We start from the raw sequence: 20,316 nt of genomic DNA on the forward strand, positions 1-20,316 counted from the left end.
ATGCCGAATGTCGTGCACGGCTCCATCTCGGGACACGGCCATGTCTCGGGCCGGCTGAACCCCCGCCGGGCCTCGGACCTTCGCGTGAGGTGTTTTGGGCCGTGCGGCCCTGAACGGGGAGCCATTCAGCCCTGCACCACCCCTCCTGCCCGGTGGAGCATGGCCGTGTGGGGTCCTTGCGAAGCGCGGAGGAGGACACGGGACATGGCACCGACGTGGACGACCACAGGAGTGTTCACAGGCGCGGGTGGCGTCCGCACCGACGAGGCCGGGATCATCACCGGCGAGGTGAGCGTACGCACCACCTGGAAGGACGGACAGGCTCATATCGCGGTGCAGTATGGCGGTGCCCCACAGTGGTGCACCATGACCGGAAGCCCTCTGTCCTGTAGCGAACGAGCCAGTCGGGCTGTGCACCAGAGTGCTGTCGAAGCTGTTCGGGCAGGCGCCGCGGCCACGGCCCGGGGTATCTATCCAGAGTCATGAGTGTCGAGACGAGCGGCTGACCGACGAGTCACGTGCTGCGGCACATGGCAGCTTCATCTCCGGTTTCAGCGGACGTCCAGCACCTCGGCCGCGGGGCGCCGGGGTGTGGCGGGACCCTGCGGTCCGTAGCCGACCCGGATCACCATCTGGACGTGGGTCATCGCCGAGCCTGGATCACGCACCGCCCAGCGGAGTGCGGGCCATTCGAGCGGCTGCGAGGTCATGGACGTGACCAGTCCGTCGGCGGTGGCTTGAAGGAGAACCCGTTGCAGGGCCTGCCCGGCGCGTAGCCAGTCCTCGGGCCTGTCACCCGAAGTACCCAGCAGCACGATGTGCGGCCTCTGTTCGAAGGTGGCCCACCCGCGCCCGGGAACGCGCCGGGAGCGACCGAAGTCGCGCACGGCTCCACCCCGACCTGAGGGCTTCGGACCGAAGGCGTTCACGGGGATTCCGTCGGGACGGCTCTGCTCGTCCGGTGTGCCGGCATGTGTCCACGCCATTGTCTCTGCCGTCAGTGAGGGATCCATCTCCTCGCGATGCTCGGAGTCGTGTACCAGACCCAGCACGGTGTCGGTGTGCCACGCGTCCGGTACGGCCAGGCGGCACCCTTCGAGAAGAGCGGCGGCTCGGAGGCCGTCCAACAGTGCCGGAGGGACCTCCTCCTCCGAGAACGGAAATCGGCTGGAGTGACGTCGCCGTACGGCTGGCTGGAGGGTTCCAAGATCGCTGTCCGTGGTCCCGGGTTCCCGGAAGTTGGCAGCAGCCAGCAACCACGGAACGTCCGGGTCGGGCAGCAACCGTACGTCAGCGCCCCAGCCCGACGAGGCTGCGGACACCCGTAGGTTGAACAGAGCGGCGGCGCAGCCCATGTGGAGGGCGCGGTGGTCCGGGTCGGCATGGGGCATGGCACGGCCCGGGTCGCCGTACAGCTCGATGAGCCCGGAGGCCGGTCGGTAGAGAAACTTCCACGGCTGGGCGTTGTGCATGGAAGGAGCCATGGCAGCGTCCTCGATGAGCGGAACAATCGCTGCCGGGTCCGGAAACGATGCGTTCATGAGACCTACCTACCTACCTGCCTGTGCTGTGGGCTTCACTCGTGGGCGATGACGGCGACCGGGGCAACCGCGTGGTGCATCACGGCGTGTGTGATGGGGCCGATGTGAGTGCCGAAGGCGGAGTGGCGGATACGGCGGCCGACGACGACGAGGGCGGCGGTGGAGGCCGCGTCGAGGATCTGAATCGCCGGCTGGCCGATGGTGGCCCGGGAATCGACCTGCAGCGAAGGGTACTTCTCGTGCCAGGGGCTGATCATCTCGTCCAGAGTGGTGGTGATGCCGTGGGCCATTTCCTGCTGGACCCCGGGGTCGAGCGCCGGTGCGTAGCTGAGGATGGGCGGTGGCGACCAGCCGTGGATGATCACGAGCGGGCAGCGGCGGTACGACGCCTCCTCGAACGCGAAGGCGAGCAGCTTGTCACAGGGCTGGTGGATGTCCACGCCGACCACGACGGGCCCGCGGTCGCGGGTACCGTCCGGCGGATTGCCCGCGCGGTCCGTGGTCCGGACCAGTACGACGGGGCGCACGGCCTCGATGATGGTGGAAGCGCTGGTGGACCCGACGAGGAACCCTGCGATGCTGCCGAGCGCGCGGGAGCCGAGTACGAGCATGTCGGATTCCTCGGCGGCGCGGGTGAGGGCCAGGGAAGGCAGTCCGCCCACTCGGCGGGTGTCGACCGGCAGGGTCGGATGTACGCGGCGCGTCTCATCGGCGGTGTCGCGGAGGACGGCCTCGGCCCGCTGCCGACGTTCCTCGGTGGTAGTGACGGGAAGGGGCGGATTCTCCAGCCATTCCTCGGCGTGAACGAGGTCCAGAGAGGCACCGCGGAGCTCGGCCTCTCGGGCTGCCCAGCGGGCAGCCGCCGCACTTTCCGGGGACCCGTCAAGGCCGACGGTCACTCGGTTTGCCATGGTCTCCATCTCCCTCTTCGCGGATCGGCGTTTCCCGGCGCCCGGCAAGAGCTCAGAAGGCCTTCCGTCGGTTCCCGTGGCGCAGAGGAGCCACGTCCCCATGATCTCGCGTCGACGAGCGCGGCGCTGGACCCAAGCACAGACTGAGGAGACGGGTACGGATACACAGGTGAGGAGCAGCCATGACCACCGCGCGGGACATCATGCACAGCGGTGCCACCTGCGTACAGGAGACCGAGACGCTCATGGACGCGGCCCGGCGGATGAGTGAACTGGACGTCGGCGCACTGCCGATCTGCGGGCCCGACGACCGGCTGCACGGGATCATCACCGACCGTGACATCGTGGTGAAGTGCCTGGCCAAGGGTAAGGACCCACACCACGTGACAGCGGGACAGCTGGCACAGGGCAAGCCGATCACGGTCGACGCGGGCGCGGACACGAGCCAGGTGCTGAAGACGATGCAGGATCACCGGATCCGGCGTGTCCCGGTGATCGCGGACCACCGCCTCGTCGGCATGATCAGTGAGGCCGATCTCGCCAGGCACCTGTCCGAGGAGCAGGTGGGTCACTTCGTCGAGACGATCTGCGCCGAGAGGTGAGCCGCAGCGCCTCCCATGGGCGCCGCTATTCGTGCGCGATGACGGCGACGGGCGCCTTGGAGTGGTGGAGGACCGCATGGGTGACCGGTCCGATGTGCGCGCCGACCGAGCTCCGTCGGATACGGCGGCCGACGACGATGAGACCCGCCTCGGCGGCCATCCCGATGAGCTCTGTGGCGGCGTGCCCGACGCTCGAGCGCGCGATGACTCCGACATCGGTGTGCTTGGCACGCCAAGGCGCCAGGACATTGCGCAGAGAGGCCTCCGCGCTCATTTCGAGCTGGGCGTGAACTCTCGGATCGTACGCCGCGCCGTACCCCACCAGGGGAGGCAGTGACCAGCTGTGCAGGACGTGGAGGGTGCATGCGCGCCGCGCTGCCTCCTCGAAGGCGAAGGCGAGCAGTGCATCACAAGGCCGGCTGATGTCGACGCCCACCAACACCTCACGGGCCGCGTGCCGGCCGTCCGGGTGGGGCACCGCGTCCTCGCTCGCCCGCACCATGACCACCGGCCGTACGGTCTCCCGGATGACCGCCATGCCGACGGAACCGAGGACGAAGCCCGTGAGGGTGCCCAGTCCCCGAGAGCCCAGGACGATCATGTTCGCACCGGCGGCGACGCCGACGAGCTCGGCGGCCGGTCGGCCGTCGAATGACCGTACGTCGACCTCCAGTTCGGGGTGGCTCTCGCGCAGTTCGTCCGCGGTCTCGCTCACCAGCGCCTGGGCCCAGTGGCGGCGCACATCGCTCGTCGGCGCCGGGAAGCCCCGGGGCGATGACCAGTCCTCGGCGTGGACGAGATGGAGTGGCACGCCGCGCAGGAGGGCCTCTCGCGCCGCCCAGTGGGCGGCCGCGAGGCTTTCCGCGGATCCGTCGAGGCCGGCGACGATTCGATCGTTCATGATGGCTTCTCTCGGCAAGGGCCCGCATGGGTCAGGGAGTTCGTCTCCGCATGTGTCGAGGCGGCACGGCGGCTTCTTCAGGCTGAGTTCGTGTCGTCGATGGCGTATCCGAGATGCTGGGTTACGGAGACCACGCCGTCCACGGTCCGGCAGAGGCGTTCGATGAGCGGGATGAGGCTCCTGAAGTCGACGGTTCCGTGCAGTTCCACCCGGCCGTCGGTGACGGCCACGGTGATGGCCGAGGGACTCTGACGCACGCTGAGTTCGAGCACGTCGGCCATGATCTCGTGACGGATGTCCTCGTCTTCCCGGAGGAAGATCCGCAGCAGGTCCCGTCGGCTGACGATTCCGATCAGTACGTCCGAGTCGTCCACGACCAGGAGCCGCTTGACTCCTTGGGCTTCCATCAACCTGGCGGCTTCGGCGACGGTCCAGTCGGGTCTGGCGCACACGGGCGGCGAAGACATCAGCTCCTCGGCGCGCGTACCCTCGGCCTTGTCCTCCTGCCAGGCCTCCCGTTCGGGAAGTGACCGGAAGTAGTCGCTTTGGCCGGCGGACTTCGGCAGCAGGTCCCGTTCCGAGATCACGCCGAGCGGTCGGCCGGCGGAGTCGACGACCGGAACGGCCGACACCCTGTGCTCCGTCAGGGTGCGGGCGATCTCCTTGAACGGGGCGTTGTTGGAGACGGTGACGACCTCGCGGGTCATCAGCTCGCGGACTTCCCGATGTTTCATGCTCTTCTCCTACCGCTCGGTGGGCGTTCGGGCGCCGACCGACACGTCGTCCTGCGCGTAGTCGAGCCGGTTGACCACGTCGACGACGCCGTCGACGCTCTGGCACAGGCGCAGCACGATGGGCACCAGGCTGCGTCGGCTCACCGTGCCGCTGAGGGTCACCAGCCCGTCGGCGACCTCGACGGTCAACGACGACGGGCTGAGACCGAGGGTGTGGGTCACCACGTCTTCGAGGATTTCCTCCTGGATGGCGTGGTCCCTGCGCAGGAAGAGCTGGAGCAGGTCGCTGCGGCTCAGGATGCCGATCAGCCGGTCGGCGGCGTCCACCACGGGCAGTCTCTTGACCTGCCGCCCCCGCATGACTCGCGCCGCACGGACGACGCTCCATTCGGTCTGGGCCGTGATGGCGGGGCTGGTCATGAGATCGGCGGCCGTGTTCGTGCCGCTGCCGGAGCTGCGCTTGCGGAGCAGGTCGGCTTCGGAGACGACGCCCACGGGACGGTCGTCCTCGTCCACCACGGGCACGGCGGATATGTCGAACTCTCTGAGCAGCCTGGCGATTTCCTTGAACGGGGTGCCCCGCTGGACGCTGACGGCTGTCGGGGTCATCAGGTCGGCGACGCTGCGGTGCCTCATCGTCGGCCTCCTTCACGTGCGGACTTCGGCATCGAGGCGCACGGCCGTGACATCCACGACGCCCGGTACGGTGCGTGCGACTCGGACCAGCACGTCCTTCAGGGCCGGGTCGGGGATGGAGCCGTCCAGGTGCACGATCCCGTCGGCCACGTGCACCTGCACCATGGCCGATCCGGCGGGGATGAGCTCTGCCATGATCAGTTCGCGGAGTTCCTCGGCGATATCGGCGTCCGGGCGGAGGTAGATCTTGAGGAGGTCGCCCCGGCTGACGACGCCGATGAGGCGGCCGTCGCCGTCGACGACGGGGAGCCGCTTGAGGTGGCCGCGGGCCATCAGGCGGGCGGCGCCGGGGATGGTGGCGTCCTTGGTCACGGTGACCGCGGGTACGGTCATCAGCTGCCCGGCGGTGACTGCGCGGGACTCGTCCGCACCCTGGGCCTTGAGCAGCAGATCCGCTTCGGACACCACGCCGGCGACCCGTCCTTCCTCCGACAGGACGGGCAGGGCGCTGATCCGCCACTGCCGCATGGCCTCCACGACGTCCTTGAACGGTGTTCTGCGGTCGACGGAGATGACGGCATGCGTCATTACGTCCTCGACGGTGCGAAGGTGCTTCATGATGCCTCCAGAACGGCGTCCCGATACGTCCGAGCGTGGACACCCGTGCCGTTCGGCGGTAGGGCCGTGAGGGGGTCACTTCGGGCTGATCGGCCCTGTGTGTCCAGGTGTCGGGCGTGCTTTCATGAAATTGACGGAAAGAGCCCCTGAGAGGATGCGGAGAAGCGGCTGGTGGCCGTGCACCGCACGATCGGGATCCGCGAGAAGCGGGCGGGCTCTTTCCGCCCTTTGCCGCGAGTTCAATGCTGGGCATGGTGAGAGTCGGCAGTCGGAGACAGGTCGTCGACCGCGTAACCGAGAGATTGGTCCACGCTGACGACCCCGTCGACCGACTGGCACAGTCGTTCGACAACAGGAATGGTCGACCGCTCCTCGACCCGCCCGCTCAAGGAGACCACCCCTTCGCTTACGGTCACCGCTACGCCTCCCGGTGTCATCCTGAGGGTCCGGCCCAGTACCTCGTCGACGATTTCGTCGCGGATGGCGTCATCACGGCGGAGCATGGGGCGCAGCAGGTCGGTGCGGCTGACGATGCCCACCAGGGTTCCGGTCTCATCGACCACCGGTAGACGCTTGACACCTCTCTCGTGCAGGAAGCGGGCCGTCTCGACGATGCCCCACTCCGGCCGGGCGGTCAGGACAGGCGTGGACATCAGATCGCCGGCGGTCCGGGCGCCCATGGAGGCACGGTCCATGGGCGACGCGGGGTGCATGGGGTCGCGCCCTTCGGTATCGGGCAGCCCGGCCTGCCTGCGAAGCAGGTCGGCTTCGGAGACGATGCCGATCGGATGGCGGCGGGTGTCCACGACGGGCAGGGCCGAGACGCCGTTGTCGTCGAGGCTCCGGGCGACCGTCTTGAGCGAGGCTTCGGGGCTCGCCGTGGCCACGTTCCGGGTCATGACGTCTGCGACAGTGCGATGAGACATGGTCCGATCTCCTTGTGAATGGGGCCGTCAGCCGTGAGCGATGACCGCGACGGGCGCAGCGGCGTGGTGCAGGACCGCATGGGCCACGGACCCCAGATGCACGCCCAGGGGCGAGCGGCGCAGGTGGCGACCCACGACGACCAGGTCCGCGCTTGCCGCGGCCTGGACGAGCTGCTCGCCTGCGGGCCCCTCGAACGCCTCGTGGGTGACGCTCACGGACGGGAACTTGTGCCGCCACGGCATCAGCATGTCGTCGAGCATCACGGTGATGGTCCGGCCGACCTCCCGCTCGTTCTCCGGGTCGAAGAAGGGCGCGTACTGGTACATGGACGGCATCTTCCAGCCGTGGATCGCACGCAGGGTGCAGCCGCGACGGTCGGCCTCCTCGAAGGCGAAGGCCAGGACCTTGTCCGCCGCCTCGTGGATGTCGACGCCCAGGACGATTTCCCCGTAGCGGGTGGGCTGGGCCTCCTCGGGCGCGTCCGACACGCGTACGAGCACCACAGGCGTCTCGGTGGCCACCAGTGTCGACAAGCCCACCGAGCCGATGAGGAATCCGACCAGGCCTCCCACCCCGCGAGAGCCGAGTACGAGCAACGCGGCGTCGGCCGCCTCTGCGGCCAAGGCTGCCGCGGGCCTGCCCGAGAGGCATCTCGTCGAGACGTCCAGCCCGGGATGCCGGCGTCGCACGTCCTCCGCTGCATCGAAAAGCGCCTCGTCGGCCCAACGGTCGGCAGCTTCGCGGCCCGGCTGCGGTACCGCGGGGCTGATCAGCCAGTCGACGGCGTGGACGAGCCTCAGCGGAACTTCTCGCAGGGCCGCCTCCCTGGCACCCCACCGGGCCGCAGCCCGGCTCTCGGGAGAGCCGTCGACGCCGACGGTCACGTGGTGCTTCATGGCGAGACCTCCTTGGGCGCCGCGGCACTGCGGCTCTCTTCCAGCGTCACCTGCGGCGCGGTGACCGAGGAGGGGCCGAGTGGCCCCATGTGGGGCCGATCAGCCCCCGCTACTCCACGGACGTGCGTGAGGCGACGTAGTCTGCGCAGCCGTCCAACGTGTTCAACGCCGGATAGTCGGTCTCGGGCAGGGCGAGACCGGTGCGCTCGCTCGGCGCAGAGCGGCCGCGTCGGCGCCGTCCTTGATCAGTACGAGGGCCTCGTCACGGTTCACAGTTCCTCCGGTCGTTGGAGCAGGCGGTCGACGGACGTCAGGAAACGCGCCCCGGTCGCACCGTCGCTCGCACGGTGATCTGCGGAGAGCGTGGCCGTGACGGTCGGGTGCACCGTGAGCCTCCCGTCCACGGCTACCGGCTGCTCGATGACACGCCCCAGACCGACGAGCGCGACCTGCGGCGGGTAGATCACCCCGAAGACCGCCTCCACCCCCTGATCGCCGAGGTTGGTCACCGTCAGGGTTGGGTCGGCCGTCTCTGAAGCCCGCAGTCGGCCGCCGCGCGCCCGCGAGACCAGTCCCCGCCAGATCGATCTTCGTCGACAGGAAATAGTGCGGGATCTCGCGGTTGGCGCGGCTCATCAGGGCCGCAATCGCCGCACGCGCCGGATCTGGGGGCTCGGCCGTCGCCGAAGACGGGCGGTCGACGCCCGGCGACTGGGCCAGCCGACGGGCGAGAGGCGAGGCCTTTACCCGATGCGGCCCTTCGGTCGGTGCGTGGTCTACGTCGGAACGAGTGATCCGACCGCCCTTGCCAGGAACCGTGCACGGACGACAGTTCGATGCCCTTTTTGCTCGGCCAAGTGCCTCACCAGGGGAGTGGACACGGTGAGCGGGGCGATGATCCCGTACGAGGTACCGGTCACCCACCCCGGGTCCGCCGTACACCGGGACGTCACGGTTAAAGGGACATTCCGTAGGCGCTGCGGTGCGGTGGGGTGTGCAGGGAGTCATCGTGGGTGGCCGTCAGGCGGGAGGCGACTGCGACCACACCGTCCAGCTGGCTGGTGAGGCGGATCACGACCGGAATCTGGCTCTCTCGCTCCAGCCGGCCCTCCAGCGTCACGATGCCGTCGACCACGTGGACGGTGACCGCCTCGGTGCTCAGCCCCATGGTGTCCACGAGTATGTCCGCGACTACGCGGTGCCGTATCTCCGAGTCCGGTCGCAGGAAGAGCCAGAGCAGGTCACGGCGAGTGACGATGCCGACGAGTCGGTCCTCGTCGTCCACGACCGGCAGCCGCTCGACGCCGCGGCGGGCCATCAGCCGGGCGGCTCCTGCCGCGGTCTCGTCTGCGTGAACCGTCACCGCCGGTGCGGACATGGCCTCACCAGCGGTGAAGGTCACCTCGGACGGAAACGCGGTTCCGCCCCGGCCGGCATCGGGCTCTTCGCCCACCGGGGCGTGATCGGCGGCTGCGCGGCCGATCAGGTCGCTTTCGGAGACGATGCCGAGCACCCGGTCCTCGTCGTCGAGGACCGGCAGTCCACTGATGTCGTGCTGAGCGAGCAGCTTCGCGACATCCTTGAAAGGGGTGGAGGTCACGACCGAGACGACCTCGTCGGTCATCAGGTCTCCGACCTTGATCTGTTTCATGAGGCACCTCCTGCCGTCACGGCGATCCACCCGGACGGGAAGGCCGGAGGCCGCCGATAACCACGATCCGCCCCGTGCCAAGAGACGAGGAGGGCCGAATGGTCCGGAGCCGGGCCCGATCGGACCTGTGCCGCACCTGCGGCGCGGGATTGCATGAACCAGGACCACAGGTCCCTGACAGGGACTGCATGGCCGTCCTGACGTGAAGTCCGAAGAGCCGACCTGAGAGCCCGACCCCTGGCGGCTCCCTGAGGAGGAACCATGGAAGGCACCACGAGCAGCTCGGAACTCGGCGCCGTCGTCGTCGGTGTCGACGGCTCCGAACCGGCCCGGTGGGCAGCGTTGTGGGCGGCGGCGGAGGCCGCACGCCGCGATTGCCCGTTGCACATCGTGCACGGGTCCGACACTGACGGCCGGGTCCTCTACGTCTCGGCGAAGAGCATCGAGCATGTCCGCCAGGCAGGCCGGGAGCTTCTGGATGCCACGGCGGCCGCGGTCACGGAGCGGTTTCCCGGCCTGCAGGTCAACGCAGAGTTCAGCCGCAGGTCACCTGTCCCGAGCCTCCACCAGGCCGCGGGCCCCGACGGCACCATCGTGGTCGGCAGCCGGGGGCTGGGCGGTTTCAGCTCCCTCATGCTCGGATCGGTCGGCCTCAAGGTCGCAGCGTGGGCGAAGACGCCCGTCATCATCGTCAGGGGCACCGAGAGCGGCGCTGAGACGGGCGCGGTGCTCGCCGCCGTCCGCGACGAGCACGACGTCGATTGCGCACGGTACGCCGCACGCGAGGCACAGATCCGCGAGGGCTCACTGCGGCTGCTGCACGTGTGGAACATCCTGCAGTCCGTCGGCGAGGTCGTGACCCTGCTCGACGACGTGGAGGAAATCGCCAACGAGCAGGTCCATCACCTGAACGCGGTGGCGGACCGGGTGCGCCAGGAGTTCCCGGACCTGGCCGTGCAGGTGGACGCGGAGAAGAGTACGTCAGTGGCTTCTGTCCTGGTCGAGGCTTCACGCCGGGCTGACCTGCTGGTGATGGGCGGCCGACGGTCACCCAGCTACCTCGGGCCCACCCTCGGACGGGTCACGCACAGCCTCGTCCATCATGCCCACTGCCCCGTAGAGCTCATTCCGCGCCACACGGACGAGCACGGGAGCGAATCGTGAGCGACGCGGGCGAACACGAGGAGATCGTCGTCGGCATCGACCCGGCCAGGGACTGGCGTCTTCCCCTGGCCTGGGCGGTGGACGAGGCCGGGCGACGCAGCCTCCGGCTGCGACTCGTCGCAGCCGTACCTCCCCAGCACGACACGCAACGCGTCGATGACACACCGCGTAGCATCGCCTTGCACCAAGCGGCCTCGGACGCCCTCGGCGAGGCCGCCGCCTGGAGCAGGGAGCGAGACCCGGAGGTCGGATCGGCCGTGGATGTCCTCGAGGGTTTCCCCGCTCAGGAGATCGGTCGCCTGTCGGGGCGTGCCCGCATGATCGTGCTCGGCTCCCGTCACCTGAGCCGGACTTCGGAGTTCTTCAGCGCCGGTTCCCTGGTCGTTCCTGTCAGCGCTCAGGCGCTGTGTCCGGTCATCGTCGTGGGCGAGGCCGAGCACGTCACTCAACAGCCGCCGTACCTGGTGGTGGGCATCGACGGGAGCGATTCCTCGAAGGCGGCCCTCGCGCTGGCATTCGAAGAGGCCGACCTCAGGAACGCCAGGCTGCGTGCCGTGTCGGTGTGGGAGCCCCCGCTCTTCCTGCACCACGACGAGGAGGCCGCGCTCCGTGGGCAACGGCGCATGCTGTCCGAGACGACGGCAGGTTGGTCGCAGGAGTACCCGGACGTCGTGTTGACGCACGAGGTGCTGACCGGGCACCCGGTGGAGGAGCTCGCCGGTGCCGCCGAGCACGCCCTCGCCGTGGTCGTGGGCCGTCGAGGCAAGGGCGGTTACACGGGCATGCGACTCGGATCGGTTGTCCACGGGCTGCTGCACCGGGCGCACTGCCCGGTGATCACGGTCCCCGTGCGGTGAGGACTGCGTGACGACGCCCGCCGCCGGGTGCACCGAGCATCGTGGCGGTACGACAGAAGCCGAACCGGCACCCGAGATCGGACAGCCTGCGCCTTCAGGCGGTACTCACCGAGGGACGGTCTGCGTGACGCGCCACAGCCGCCGGGGGAGGCTGCCTTCCTCGAAGGCGGCGACCTCGACCAGAGTCCAGCTTCCGGCGAGGGCGTCGACCAGGTCGCGGGAGAAGAAGTGGACGGCGAAGCCGCCGTGTTCCCAGATGTCGTCTCCGTGCCCGGTACCGGCCTGGTAGTGGGCGTCCCCGGTGTGGCGGACGGTGTAGACGAACACTCCGCCCGGCCGCAGTACCCGTCGCACCTCGGCGACCAAGGCGTGGATCTCCTGGGTGGACAGCGCCATGCAGAGCAGCATGTGGGCGAACACGGCATCCACCGAGGCGTCCGCGAGCGGCAGAGGCCCGCGGGCGTCGTGGACCGCCGTGGTGACCCGCCCGGCCACCCCCTGGGACGCGGCGGCCGCGTGCAGCTGTTCCAGACCCACCGGGCTGAAGTCGGTGGCCAGAACGGAGAATCCCTGGCGGGCGAAGTACAGCGCATCACGGCCATGGCCGGCACCCAGCTCCAGCACCTTCCGGGCACCGGCGGTCCCGAAGACGGCAGCGGCGTGGATCGCGGGATCGGATGGCTCCTCCCCGTACATGCCGGGATGCTCGCCGTAGATCTGCTGCCAGTGCGCACGCTGAACGTCGCCCAGCCCCTGATCCCGCTCCGACATGCTGACGCCCTCCTCACCGGGCCGGCCTCGCCTCGACCGGCCCGCCAGGCCACCCTAGAGGGACACCGTGTCGTCACCGCGCCCACCCGCTGTGCCACGGCCGTCATTGCTGTCGGCACTCGGCTTCTGGCACGACTTCTGCGGGAAGAGCCGACTCTTGCGGTGGCGCCCGGGCGGGAAGGTGTGCCCACTGCGGCTTTCGTTCGGGTCCTCCCGTCCGGAGGCGGACACGGCCCCGGGCATAGGACCATCGGCCCTGGTTGCGACCCCGACCAGCCCATGCCCGGACGACACGGGCCGACGGACAGTGAGGACATGGGGGACATGCCCTGCGGGCCGTGTCCCAGACCACCGCAACAGGAGCGTGAGCCATGTTCTGGTACGACCACGGAATGGGCGGATGGGGCTGGGTCGCCATGTCGTTCAGCATGGTCCTCCTCGTGGCCCTGGCCGTCGCGGGAGTCGTACTGCTCCTCCGCAGTGCCGACCGCTTCCCCTCGGGCCCAGTGCAGCCCCCGGCTGCGCCTTCCGCCAAGCAGGTGCTCGCCGAACGGTTCGCCCGAGGCGAGATCGACGAAGAAGAGTACGAACAACGCCTGACCGCACTGCGTGCGCACGGGCCGGGTCAAGACCGGATTGGACCGGGAGAGGAGTGAACCCATCCCTTCCTGGAGGATGGCGGGCCGCGGCTGAGGACCTGCGGATATCGCGATCAACGGGGCGGGGCACGTCTTCCCATCACGGGGGGATCGCGCGATGACGGGTCCCGGAACGTGCAGCACCGGGCCCGTGCTGGTCAGTACGGCCAGGACCAGTTCGCGACCTCCGGCAGGTCGGTGCCGTGCTCGCGGATCCAGTCGTGGTGGCGGATGCGCTGGTCGGCCATGGCCTGGCGCAAGCCCTCGGCGCGGCTCGCGAGGCCGGGCACGCGGTCGATGACGTCCATGACGAGCCGGTGGCGGTCCATGTCGTTGCGCACGACCATGTCGAAGGGGGTGGTCGTGGTGCCGGACTCCTTGTAGCCGCGGACGTGCAGCTGGGGGTGGCCGGTCCGGCGGTAGGCGAGGCGGTGGATGAGCCACGGGTAGCCGTGGTAGGCGAAGATCACCGGCCTGGCGGTGGTGAAGAGCGCGTCGTACTCGGCACTCGTCATGCCGTGCGGGTGTTCCTCGTGGGGCATCAGCCGGGCGATGTCGACGACGTTGACGACGCGGACGGCCAGCGAGGGGAGGTGCTCGCGGAGCAGGGCCGCGGCGGCCAGCACCTCCATGGTGGGTACGTCGCCGGCGCAGGCGAGTACGACGTCCGGTTCGCGGGAGCCGTGGTCGGTGCCGGCCCACTCCCAGACGCCGGCGCCGCGCGTCACGTGGGTGCGGGCCTCGTCGATGGGCAGCCAGTCGAAGCAGGGCTGTTTGCCCGCGACGATCACGTTGACCTGGTCGCGGCTGCGCAGGGCGTGGTCGGCCACGGCGAGGAGGGTGTTGGCGTCCGGCGGCAGGTAGACCCGTACGACTTCGGGGCTCTTGTTGAGGACGTGGTCGACGAAGCCGGGGTCCTGGTGGGAGAAGCCGTTGTTGTCCTGGCGCCAGACGTGGGAGGTGAGCAGGTAGTTGAGGGAGGCGATCGGCGCGCGCCAGGACAGTTCGCGTGAGGTCTTCAGCCACTTGATGTGCTGGCCGACCATGGAGTCGACGATGTGGGCGAAGGCCTCGTAGGTGGAGAAGAGGCCGTGGCGGCCGGTGAGGAGGTAGCCCTCCAGCCAGCCCTGGCAGACGTGTTCGGACAGGATCTCCATGACCCGGCCGTCGCGGGACAGGTTCCGGTCCGTGGGCTCCGTGATGCCCTGCCAGGCCTTGCCGGTGGCCTCGTACAGGTCGTCCAGCCGGTTGGAGGCGGTCTCGTCCGGTCCGACGACCCTGAAGTCCCGTCGCCCGGCCGTCTCCCGCATGATCTGCGTGAGGAAGCGGCCGAGGACGCGGGTCGGTTCGTGGAGGGTCCGGCCGGGCTTGTCGACGGGGACGGCGTGCGCGTCGAGCGCGGGCAGGGGGAGCGGCCGCAGGAGGCGGCCTCCGTTCGCGTACGGCACGGCGCCCAGGCGGCGCTCGCCTCCCGGGACACAAGCCAGGACCTGCGCCGTCGGGCGGCCGTCGGCGTCGAAGAGCTCCTCCGGCCGGTACGAGCGCAGCCAGTCCTCCAGCTGTCGCAGGTGTGCCGGGTTCTCACGTACTCCGGCGAGCGGGACCTGGTGGGCACGCCATGTGCCCTCGACGGGGTCGCCGTCGACGGTCGCCGGGCCGGTCCAGCCCTTGGGCGTGCGCAGGACGATCACCGGCCAGCGTGCGTACTCCCGTCCCGGGTCGGTGCCCGCCGTCCGTGCCTCTCGCTGGATGAGGGCGATGCGGTCCAGGGCGTGGTTCATCGCGCGGGCCATGGCGCGGTGCACCTGGGCGGGGTCGCTGCCGGTCACGTACAGCGGGTCGTGCCCGTAGCCGCGCAGCAGCGCGTCGAGCTCGTCCTCGGGGATCCGGGACAGCACCGTCGGGTTGGCGATCTTGTAGCCGTTCAGGTGCAGGATTGGCAGGACCGCCCCGTCGTGGACCGGGTCGAGGAACTTGTTCGAATGCCAGGACGCGGCGAGCGGTCCGGTCTCCGCCTCGCCGTCGCCGATGACGCAGGCGACCAGCAGACCGGGGTGGTCGAAGGCGGCTCCATAGGCGTGGGCGAGTGCGTATCCCAGCTCCCCGCCCTCGTGAATGGACCCCGGCGTCTCCGGTGCCACATGGCTCGGCACGCCGCCGGGGAAGGAGAACTGCCGGAACAGTGTGCGCATGCCCGTAGCGTCCCGCGTGATGCCGGGGTAGGTCTCGGTGTAGGTGCCCTCAAGCCAGGAGTTGGCGAGGACGGCGGGGCCGCCGTGGCCCGGACCCCAGACGCACAGGGCGTCGAGGGAACGCTCCTTGATCACGCGGTTCAGGTGGGTGTGGACGAGGTTCAGACCGGGCGATGTGCCCCAGTGGCCGAGCAGCCGCGGTTTGACGTGCTCCGGGCGTAGGGGCTCGGTCAGCAGCGGGTTGTCCATGAGGTAGATCTGGCCGACTGCGAGGTAATTGGCGGCGCGCCAGTGGGCGTCGATCTCCGAGATGGGGTACGCGGTCATGTCCGCTCCTCCGTGCGGCGGTCCGGAACGTTCGTCGACTGAGCCGATGCCGACACTCTGCACTCGCCCGGCTTCCGTCCGCGAGGGGAGGACCGGCCCTCGGGGAGGGACTGTCGGCCCCTGTGTGGCACGGACCGTCACGGCGAAGGTGGGTTCAGCGGCGCCGGCACCCCCGGCCGGTGCCGCTCCCTCTGCCGGCCTACCCCGATGCACTGGCATCAGTACGGAGGACAGACCTGTGAAGCGCACCCTCGTCGTCGGAGTGGACGGTTCCCCCGAGAGCCGGGCCGCTGCCGACTGGGCCGCTCGCGAAGCCGTACGGCGCGACCTGCCGCTGCACGTGGTCCACGCCTGGCTGTGGCAGCCGCTCGCACTCCCGCTCGTCCAGGACCGCGACACCGAAGCCCGGCGTGCCGAGGACATCCTGAGGGAAGCCGCGGGAGAGCTCACCCAGCGGTACGCGGAGCTCACCGTCACCGCGGAGGTCCTCTCCGACGCGGTGGTGCCGGCTCTGCTGCACGCCGCCAAGGGAGCGGAGATGCTCGTTCTCGGCACCCGCGGGCACAGCGCCCTGGTCGGCTTCCTGCTCGGCTCCTACGGCCGGCAGGTGATCGCCGCCGCGGAGTGCCCCGTGGTCTCCGTGCGTTCCGCGCACGGCAGGCCTGTGGCGCTGCCGGAGCTCGGCGAGGTCGTCGTAGGCCAGCAGGGCGACCTGGAAGAATCCGCCGAGGTACTGCGGACCGCCTTCGAGGCGGCCGCCGCACGCAAGGCCCCGCTCCGCGCCGTCCGCGCCTGGAGCCTGCCCCCGGTCTACGGCTACAGCCCCGGATCGATGTGGATCGCCGACCAGTTCGGAGGCCTCGACCAGTACGAGAAGGCCGCGTTGGAACAGGCGCTGGAACCGTGGCGGCTGAGGTTCCCCGAGGTGGACGTCGTCGAGCACGTGGAGCGGGGCAGCGCCGGCCACGTACTGCTCACCGCATCGTCGGACGCCCAGCTCCTCGTCGTCGGCCGCAAGGTCCGTGAGTCGTCGATGGGGGCGCACATTGGATCCGCGGCCCATGCGGTCCTGCACCATTCGGCCTGCCCGGTCGCGGTGGTCCCGCACTCCTGACCGGCCCGGGGAGCGGGAGGGGTGCGCGACTGTACGGTGCACCCTGCCCTGCCCACCCGCCACGACATCCTCTATTCGGCGGCCGGGACCGGTCGCCGGCTCGGAGGTGTCAGCGCGTGACTGGCGATGACGGCGGCCTGGACACGACGCTCCACACCCAGCTTGACGAACAGCCGCGAGATGATGTTCTTCACCGTCTTCTCCGCAAGGTACAGCCGCTTGCCGATCTCCCGGTTGGTGAGCCCCTCGCTGACCATGACGAGGATCTCCTTCTCCCGGTCGGTGAAGCCCGGCAGGCCGGGGACCCTCTCCTTCGCGGGTACGTCGCCGCGCATCCGGGCCATGAGCCGGGTCGTGGCGCCCGGGTCCAGCATGGATTGACCCGACGCGACGGTACGGACGGCAGTGACCAGGTCGGTGCCGGTGATCTGCTTCAGGACGTATCCGGAGGCCCCGGCCATCACGGCGTCCAGCAGTGCCTCCTCGTCGTCGAACGACGTGAGCATCAGGCAGGCCAGCCCGGGCATCCGCGAACGCAGTTCCCGGCACACGCTCACCCCGTCGCCGTCCTGGAGCCGTACGTCCAGGACCGCCACCTGGGGGCGCAGCGCGGGAATGCGGATCAGTGCCTGTTCCGCCGTGCCCGCCTCACCGACCACGGTCAGGTCGGGCTCGGCGTCCAGTAGGTCGTGCACCCCTCGGCGCACGACCTCGTGATCGTCGAGCAGGAAGACCGTGATCGGCGTCTTCGTAGGGGTGAGGGCACCGCTGTCGGTCATGACCAACTCCTTCGCCGGGTTCGTCCTGTGCGCACGGACATCGGCATCCTGCCTCCCGGAGGGCCGAACGGACAGGGCCGATCGGCCCTCATCGGTCCGTACCCGGCTCGTCGGGGGCCGCCGTCGGCGCTCCGAAGAAGGGACCTTCGGCCCTGGCCGGAGGGCCTGCCGGACCTTCCCCGGTCCACCCGGCACCGGATGAACTGATGGCGCACAGGGAACGGCGCGACTCGACGGAGCCGCAAGCAGCGTGGAGGATCCCATGACGACCGCCTTGATCGACCTGAAGACCACGGCACGTGATGACCGCGGTCTGGAGGTCACCTTGTCCGGGGAGCTCGACCTCTGCACGGCAGAGCAAGTGGAGCCGCGCCTCCATGAACTCGCACGAGCCGGCCACCGGAACCTGATTCTGGACCTGTGTGGACTTTCCTTCTGTGACAGCGCCGGAATCGACCTGTTCATCCGTCTGAACCGCCGCTGTCGTGCGTCGGGAACGCGGCTTCTCCTCTGCGATGTGCCGGCCCCGGTGGTCAAGTCCATGCGGATGCTCGGTGCCGACAGAGATCTTCGGCTCGTCGTCACGTGATCGCGGTGTCATCCGAATTCGGCGCCCTGATGTGGACCGTTCGGCCCTGGTTCTCTCATCGGATCGAGAGGGAGGCTGGTGAATCGAAAACCGTAAGGACCGATTTGGTACTCGACGAAGGTGCGCATCATGGACCAGGACGGCACTCAGTACGCCGACGGCCGGCTCCGTGAAACGACGCCTGCCCGGCGCATGCGGGAGCTGGACAGGACCGAGGCGCTCCTGCTGGTGGCGACGGTGTCCCTGGGGCGCATCGTCTTCACGCAGCACGCGCTGCCCGCCGTCCGCCCGGTCAACCACCTCATCGAGGACGGGGACATCATCATCCGGATCCACGACGGTGCGCTCGCCTCCCTCGTGGCACCCGCCGACGTTCCCGGTGTGGTGGTCGCCTACGAAGCGGATGCCATAGACCCCGAGACGCATCTCGGGTGGAGCGTGGTCGTCACCGGGTACGCGAGCCTGGTGACCGATGCCGGCGAGGTGGACCGCTATGCGGAACTTCTGCGCCCCTGGGTGGCACAGCCCATGGCCGGCGCACTACGGATCCGCCCCGATCTCGTCACCGGATTCAGGGTGGAGGCGCCGGGAATGCGGCCCGAGTCGGTCGCACCCCGGGGCCGGTCGTGACCGTGGCGTCAGCTCCCGGTGGGCAGCGGCGCCCGCCAGACGAGCCTGCTGCCTCCCTCGTCCGGCGTATCGACGGTGAAGGTCCCGCCCAGGCCCTCGGCCCGTTCGGCCAGGTTGCGCAGGCCGCTCCTGCGTCCCTGCGCAGGAATGCCCCTGCCGTTGTCCGAGACGGTCAGTGTGATCTCCCCCGGTCCGGCTTTGAGGATCACGCCGACCCGGGTCGACTGCGCGTGGCGGGCCGCGTTGCTCAGGAGCTCGCCGAGGACCGCCATGACGTGGTCGGAGATCTGCGGCGGCACGTCCGTGTCGAGCAGGCCCTCCATGCTCAGGCGCGGCGGATGGCCGAGGGCCGTGGCCGCTTCGCCGACGGCGCGGGCGGCGCGGGCCCGCAGGCCGGGTCCGCTCTCGCGGTCCTTGGTGCGGAGCCCGAAGATCGTCGACCGGATGATCTTGATGGTCTCGTCCAGATCGTCGACCGCGCGACCGACCCGCTCCGCTGCACCCTCGTGCTCGACGAGGCGAGCGGCACTTTGCAGGGTCATACCGGTGGCGAAGAGCCGCTGGATGGCGAGGTCGTGCAGGTCGCGGGCGATCCGATCGCGCTCCTCCAACAGAGCGATCTGCTCGGCGTCCCGGCGCCGCTCTGCCAGCTCCAGGGCCAGCGCCGCCTGACCGGCGAAGGCGATGAGCGGCTCCAGCTCCTCTTCGCCGAACGCCGGGTCTCCCGCCGGGCGCGCGAGCAGCAGAACGCCCCTGCTCTCCCCGGCGCTGGTTCCGAGGGGCACCGCCACGGCAGGGCCGAACCCGTCTTGTACCTGGACATCGGCGGGATACCGTTCATCGTCGGAGGCGTGCAGGGATGCGACGGACCGGCCGGCCCGATGCGCGGCTCCCGAGAGCGTTCCGGCGAAGGGGACGACGAGCCCCTGTCGCGCTTCGCTGTCCGCACCAACCGCGAACTCGACGACCAGGTCCTCGGCGCCGGCCACGGGCATGGAGATGTCCGCGAGGCGTGCCGCGGTGATCGCTTGTGCGCGGCGGGCGATAAGCTCCAGCACCGCCGGGCGGGAGCTGCCGGACAGCAGGCTCTCGGTGATCTCCGCGTTGGCCTTGAGCCATCGCTGCTGGCGCTGCGAGCCTTCGTAGAGTCGTGCGTTGTCGATCGCCACGCCCGCCGCCACGGAGAGGGTGGAGATCACCGTCTCGTCCTCGGTGTCGAAGTCGATTCCGCCGCGCTTGTCGGTGAGGTAGAGATTGCCGAACACCTCGCCGCGGACCCGGATAGGCACGCCCAGGAACGTGCGCATGGGCGGGTGATGGGCCGGAACGCCGTAGGACGATGAGTGCGCGCCGAGATCGGTCAGGCGCAGTGGCTCCGGGTGGTGGATGACCTCCCCGAGCAGGCCGTGACCGGCTGGCAGGGGGCCGATCTCAGCGATCTCCTTCTCGCTGAGTCCGACCGTGAGGAACTGCGAGAGCGTCCGTCCGTCCGGGCCGATCACTCCCAGCGCGCCGTACTCGGCGTCGACGAGCAGCGCGGCCGCCTCCACGATCCGCCGGAGCACCTGGGCGAGATCCAGCTCCCGCCCCACCGACAGCACGGCCTCCAGGAGGCTGTGCACCCGGTCGCGGGTGCCGCGCACCGCGTCGATGCGCACCTGGAGCTCGTCGAGCAGCTCGTCCAGCCGCATCCGCGGAACTTGGCTCAACGGATCCCCCACACTCACGAGCTTCTCCTCCGTTTGCCCGCCCCGTCCGCTGCCAGCGTATCGACACACCCCGGCCCAGGGGGACATCGTTGCGCGCCGATACCGGCGGTGACTGACTTGATCGCAGCA

Annotated in this window: 21 protein-coding genes; 7 read left to right on the plus strand and 14 right to left on the minus strand. The window is 69.6% G+C overall.

The annotated features are described in order from the left end of the window. Positions 1–551: 551 nt before the first annotated feature. Positions 552–1,541 carry an Acg family FMN-binding oxidoreductase gene (locus tag OG472_RS37230; protein ID WP_405833417.1) on the minus strand — a complete coding sequence of 330 codons (990 nt, stop codon included), beginning with the start codon at positions 1,539–1,541 and terminating at the stop codon, positions 552–554. A 35-nt stretch (positions 1,542–1,576) separates the two neighbouring features. After that, positions 1,577–2,452: a universal stress protein gene (locus OG472_RS37235; protein WP_405942586.1), complete on the minus strand. Its 876-nt coding sequence runs from the start codon at positions 2,450–2,452 to the stop codon at positions 1,577–1,579. Between the two features lie 182 nt (positions 2,453–2,634). Between OG472_RS37235 and OG472_RS37240 the strand changes: the two genes are divergently transcribed. Beyond that, positions 2,635–3,054 (plus strand): CBS domain-containing protein, encoded by a 420-nt coding sequence (locus OG472_RS37240; protein ID WP_405833420.1) that lies wholly within the window; start codon positions 2,635–2,637, stop codon positions 3,052–3,054. Between the two features lie 25 nt (positions 3,055–3,079). Here the strand turns inward: OG472_RS37240 and OG472_RS37245 are convergent, their stop codons facing one another. From OG472_RS37245 to OG472_RS37280, 8 genes are all read right to left on the minus strand, one after another. Continuing rightward, a complete protein-coding gene (locus OG472_RS37245; RefSeq protein WP_405942587.1) occupies positions 3,080–3,955 on the minus strand; it encodes a universal stress protein in 876 nt (291 codons plus the stop codon). A 77-nt stretch (positions 3,956–4,032) separates the two neighbouring features. After that, complete coding sequence (locus OG472_RS37250; protein ID WP_405833423.1) at positions 4,033–4,689, minus strand: CBS domain-containing protein; 657 nt, start codon at positions 4,687–4,689, stop codon at positions 4,033–4,035. A gap of 9 nt (positions 4,690–4,698) precedes the next feature. After that, complete coding sequence (locus OG472_RS37255; protein WP_405942588.1) at positions 4,699–5,325, minus strand: CBS domain-containing protein; 627 nt, start codon at positions 5,323–5,325, stop codon at positions 4,699–4,701. 12 nt (positions 5,326–5,337) lie between these two features. Continuing rightward, positions 5,338–5,943, minus strand: coding sequence for a CBS domain-containing protein (locus OG472_RS37260; RefSeq protein ID WP_405833426.1), 606 nt, complete (start codon positions 5,941–5,943; stop codon positions 5,338–5,340). A gap of 239 nt (positions 5,944–6,182) precedes the next feature. Further along, on the minus strand, positions 6,183–6,842 hold the full coding sequence (locus tag OG472_RS37265) for a CBS domain-containing protein (protein ID WP_405833428.1): 660 nt from the start codon (positions 6,840–6,842) through the stop codon (positions 6,183–6,185). Between the two features lie 54 nt (positions 6,843–6,896). After that, on the minus strand, positions 6,897–7,766 hold the full coding sequence (locus OG472_RS37270) for a universal stress protein (protein WP_405833430.1): 870 nt from the start codon (positions 7,764–7,766) through the stop codon (positions 6,897–6,899). Between the two features lie 269 nt (positions 7,767–8,035). Further along, on the minus strand, positions 8,036–8,371 hold the full coding sequence (locus OG472_RS37275) for a 2-oxo acid dehydrogenase subunit E2 (RefSeq protein ID WP_405835004.1): 336 nt from the start codon (positions 8,369–8,371) through the stop codon (positions 8,036–8,038). A gap of 350 nt (positions 8,372–8,721) precedes the next feature. After that, a complete protein-coding gene (locus tag OG472_RS37280) occupies positions 8,722–9,417 on the minus strand; it encodes a CBS domain-containing protein (protein WP_405833432.1) in 696 nt (231 codons plus the stop codon). A 261-nt stretch (positions 9,418–9,678) separates the two neighbouring features. Here OG472_RS37280 and OG472_RS37285 point away from each other — a divergent pair, with 261 nt between their 5' ends. Next, on the plus strand, positions 9,679–10,581 hold the full coding sequence (locus OG472_RS37285; protein ID WP_405833434.1) for a universal stress protein: 903 nt from the start codon (positions 9,679–9,681) through the stop codon (positions 10,579–10,581). After that, positions 10,578–11,438 (plus strand): universal stress protein, encoded by an 861-nt coding sequence (locus OG472_RS37290; protein ID WP_405833436.1) that lies wholly within the window; start codon positions 10,578–10,580, stop codon positions 11,436–11,438. Before OG472_RS37285 ends, OG472_RS37290 begins: the two co-directional genes overlap by 4 nt. Positions 11,439–11,543: 105 nt before the next feature. On the opposite strand, the gene OG472_RS37295 is transcribed toward OG472_RS37290, so the two are convergent. After that, positions 11,544–12,209 carry a class I SAM-dependent methyltransferase gene (locus OG472_RS37295; RefSeq protein WP_405942589.1) on the minus strand — a complete coding sequence of 222 codons (666 nt, stop codon included), beginning with the start codon at positions 12,207–12,209 and terminating at the stop codon, positions 11,544–11,546. A gap of 371 nt (positions 12,210–12,580) precedes the next feature. Here OG472_RS37295 and OG472_RS37300 point away from each other — a divergent pair, with 371 nt between their 5' ends. Then, entirely contained in the window at positions 12,581–12,865 is a 285-nt protein-coding gene (locus OG472_RS37300; protein ID WP_405833439.1) for an SHOCT domain-containing protein, read from the plus strand. A 140-nt stretch (positions 12,866–13,005) separates the two neighbouring features. On the opposite strand, the gene OG472_RS37305 is transcribed toward OG472_RS37300, so the two are convergent. Then, positions 13,006–15,366, minus strand: coding sequence for a phosphoketolase (locus OG472_RS37305; RefSeq protein WP_405942590.1), 2,361 nt, complete (start codon positions 15,364–15,366; stop codon positions 13,006–13,008). 238 nt (positions 15,367–15,604) lie between these two features. Between OG472_RS37305 and OG472_RS37310 the strand changes: the two genes are divergently transcribed. Continuing rightward, positions 15,605–16,480 (plus strand): universal stress protein, encoded by an 876-nt coding sequence (locus OG472_RS37310; protein WP_405942591.1) that lies wholly within the window; start codon positions 15,605–15,607, stop codon positions 16,478–16,480. Between the two features lie 71 nt (positions 16,481–16,551). Here OG472_RS37310 and OG472_RS37315 read toward each other — a convergent pair whose 3' ends face one another. Next, entirely contained in the window at positions 16,552–17,259 is a 708-nt protein-coding gene (locus OG472_RS37315) for a response regulator (RefSeq protein WP_405833443.1), read from the minus strand. 262 nt (positions 17,260–17,521) lie between these two features. On the opposite strand from OG472_RS37315, the gene OG472_RS37320 reads away from it, so the two are divergent. Continuing rightward, positions 17,522–17,848: an STAS domain-containing protein gene (locus tag OG472_RS37320; RefSeq protein WP_405833445.1), complete on the plus strand. Its 327-nt coding sequence runs from the start codon at positions 17,522–17,524 to the stop codon at positions 17,846–17,848. A gap of 129 nt (positions 17,849–17,977) precedes the next feature. After that, complete coding sequence (locus tag OG472_RS37325) at positions 17,978–18,478, plus strand: pyridoxamine 5'-phosphate oxidase family protein (protein ID WP_405833447.1); 501 nt, start codon at positions 17,978–17,980, stop codon at positions 18,476–18,478. A gap of 8 nt (positions 18,479–18,486) precedes the next feature. On the opposite strand, the gene OG472_RS37330 is transcribed toward OG472_RS37325, so the two are convergent. Further along, positions 18,487–20,169, minus strand: coding sequence for a GAF domain-containing protein (locus OG472_RS37330; RefSeq protein WP_405835005.1), 1,683 nt, complete (start codon positions 20,167–20,169; stop codon positions 18,487–18,489). Between the last annotated feature and the right edge of the window lie 147 nt (positions 20,170–20,316).

This window comes from Streptomyces sp. NBC_00207 (assembly GCF_045160965.1).
GTDB lineage: Bacteria > Actinomycetota > Actinomycetes > Streptomycetales > Streptomycetaceae > Streptomyces.

Excerpts from the sequence above, each read along its gene's own strand:
- OG472_RS37285 (WP_405833434.1), top strand. The coding sequence starts at position 9,679 with ATGGAAGGCACCACGAGCAGCTCGGAACTCGGCGCCGTCGTCGTCGGT.
- OG472_RS37330 (WP_405835005.1), bottom strand. The coding sequence starts at position 20,169 with ATGCGGCTGGACGAGCTGCTCGACGAGCTCCAGGTGCGCATCGACGCG.
- OG472_RS37235 (WP_405942586.1), bottom strand. The coding sequence starts at position 2,452 with ATGGCAAACCGAGTGACCGTCGGCCTTGACGGGTCCCCGGAAAGTGCG.
- OG472_RS37305 (WP_405942590.1), bottom strand. The coding sequence starts at position 15,366 with ATGACCGCGTACCCCATCTCGGAGATCGACGCCCACTGGCGCGCCGCC.
- OG472_RS37245 (WP_405942587.1), bottom strand. The coding sequence starts at position 3,955 with ATGAACGATCGAATCGTCGCCGGCCTCGACGGATCCGCGGAAAGCCTC.
- OG472_RS37295 (WP_405942589.1), bottom strand. The coding sequence starts at position 12,209 with ATGTCGGAGCGGGATCAGGGGCTGGGCGACGTTCAGCGTGCGCACTGG.
- OG472_RS37315 (WP_405833443.1), bottom strand. The coding sequence starts at position 17,259 with ATGACCGACAGCGGTGCCCTCACCCCTACGAAGACGCCGATCACGGTC.
- OG472_RS37320 (WP_405833445.1), top strand. The coding sequence starts at position 17,522 with ATGACGACCGCCTTGATCGACCTGAAGACCACGGCACGTGATGACCGC.
- OG472_RS37325 (WP_405833447.1), top strand. The coding sequence starts at position 17,978 with ATGGACCAGGACGGCACTCAGTACGCCGACGGCCGGCTCCGTGAAACG.
- OG472_RS37255 (WP_405942588.1), bottom strand. The coding sequence starts at position 5,325 with ATGAGGCACCGCAGCGTCGCCGACCTGATGACCCCGACAGCCGTCAGC.
- OG472_RS37300 (WP_405833439.1), top strand. The coding sequence starts at position 12,581 with ATGTTCTGGTACGACCACGGAATGGGCGGATGGGGCTGGGTCGCCATG.
- OG472_RS37240 (WP_405833420.1), top strand. The coding sequence starts at position 2,635 with ATGACCACCGCGCGGGACATCATGCACAGCGGTGCCACCTGCGTACAG.
- OG472_RS37260 (WP_405833426.1), bottom strand. The coding sequence starts at position 5,943 with ATGAAGCACCTTCGCACCGTCGAGGACGTAATGACGCATGCCGTCATC.
- OG472_RS37265 (WP_405833428.1), bottom strand. The coding sequence starts at position 6,842 with ATGACCCGGAACGTGGCCACGGCGAGCCCCGAAGCCTCGCTCAAGACG.
- OG472_RS37230 (WP_405833417.1), bottom strand. The coding sequence starts at position 1,541 with ATGAACGCATCGTTTCCGGACCCGGCAGCGATTGTTCCGCTCATCGAG.
- OG472_RS37270 (WP_405833430.1), bottom strand. The coding sequence starts at position 7,766 with ATGAAGCACCACGTGACCGTCGGCGTCGACGGCTCTCCCGAGAGCCGG.
- OG472_RS37250 (WP_405833423.1), bottom strand. The coding sequence starts at position 4,689 with ATGAAACATCGGGAAGTCCGCGAGCTGATGACCCGCGAGGTCGTCACC.
- OG472_RS37280 (WP_405833432.1), bottom strand. The coding sequence starts at position 9,417 with ATGAAACAGATCAAGGTCGGAGACCTGATGACCGACGAGGTCGTCTCG.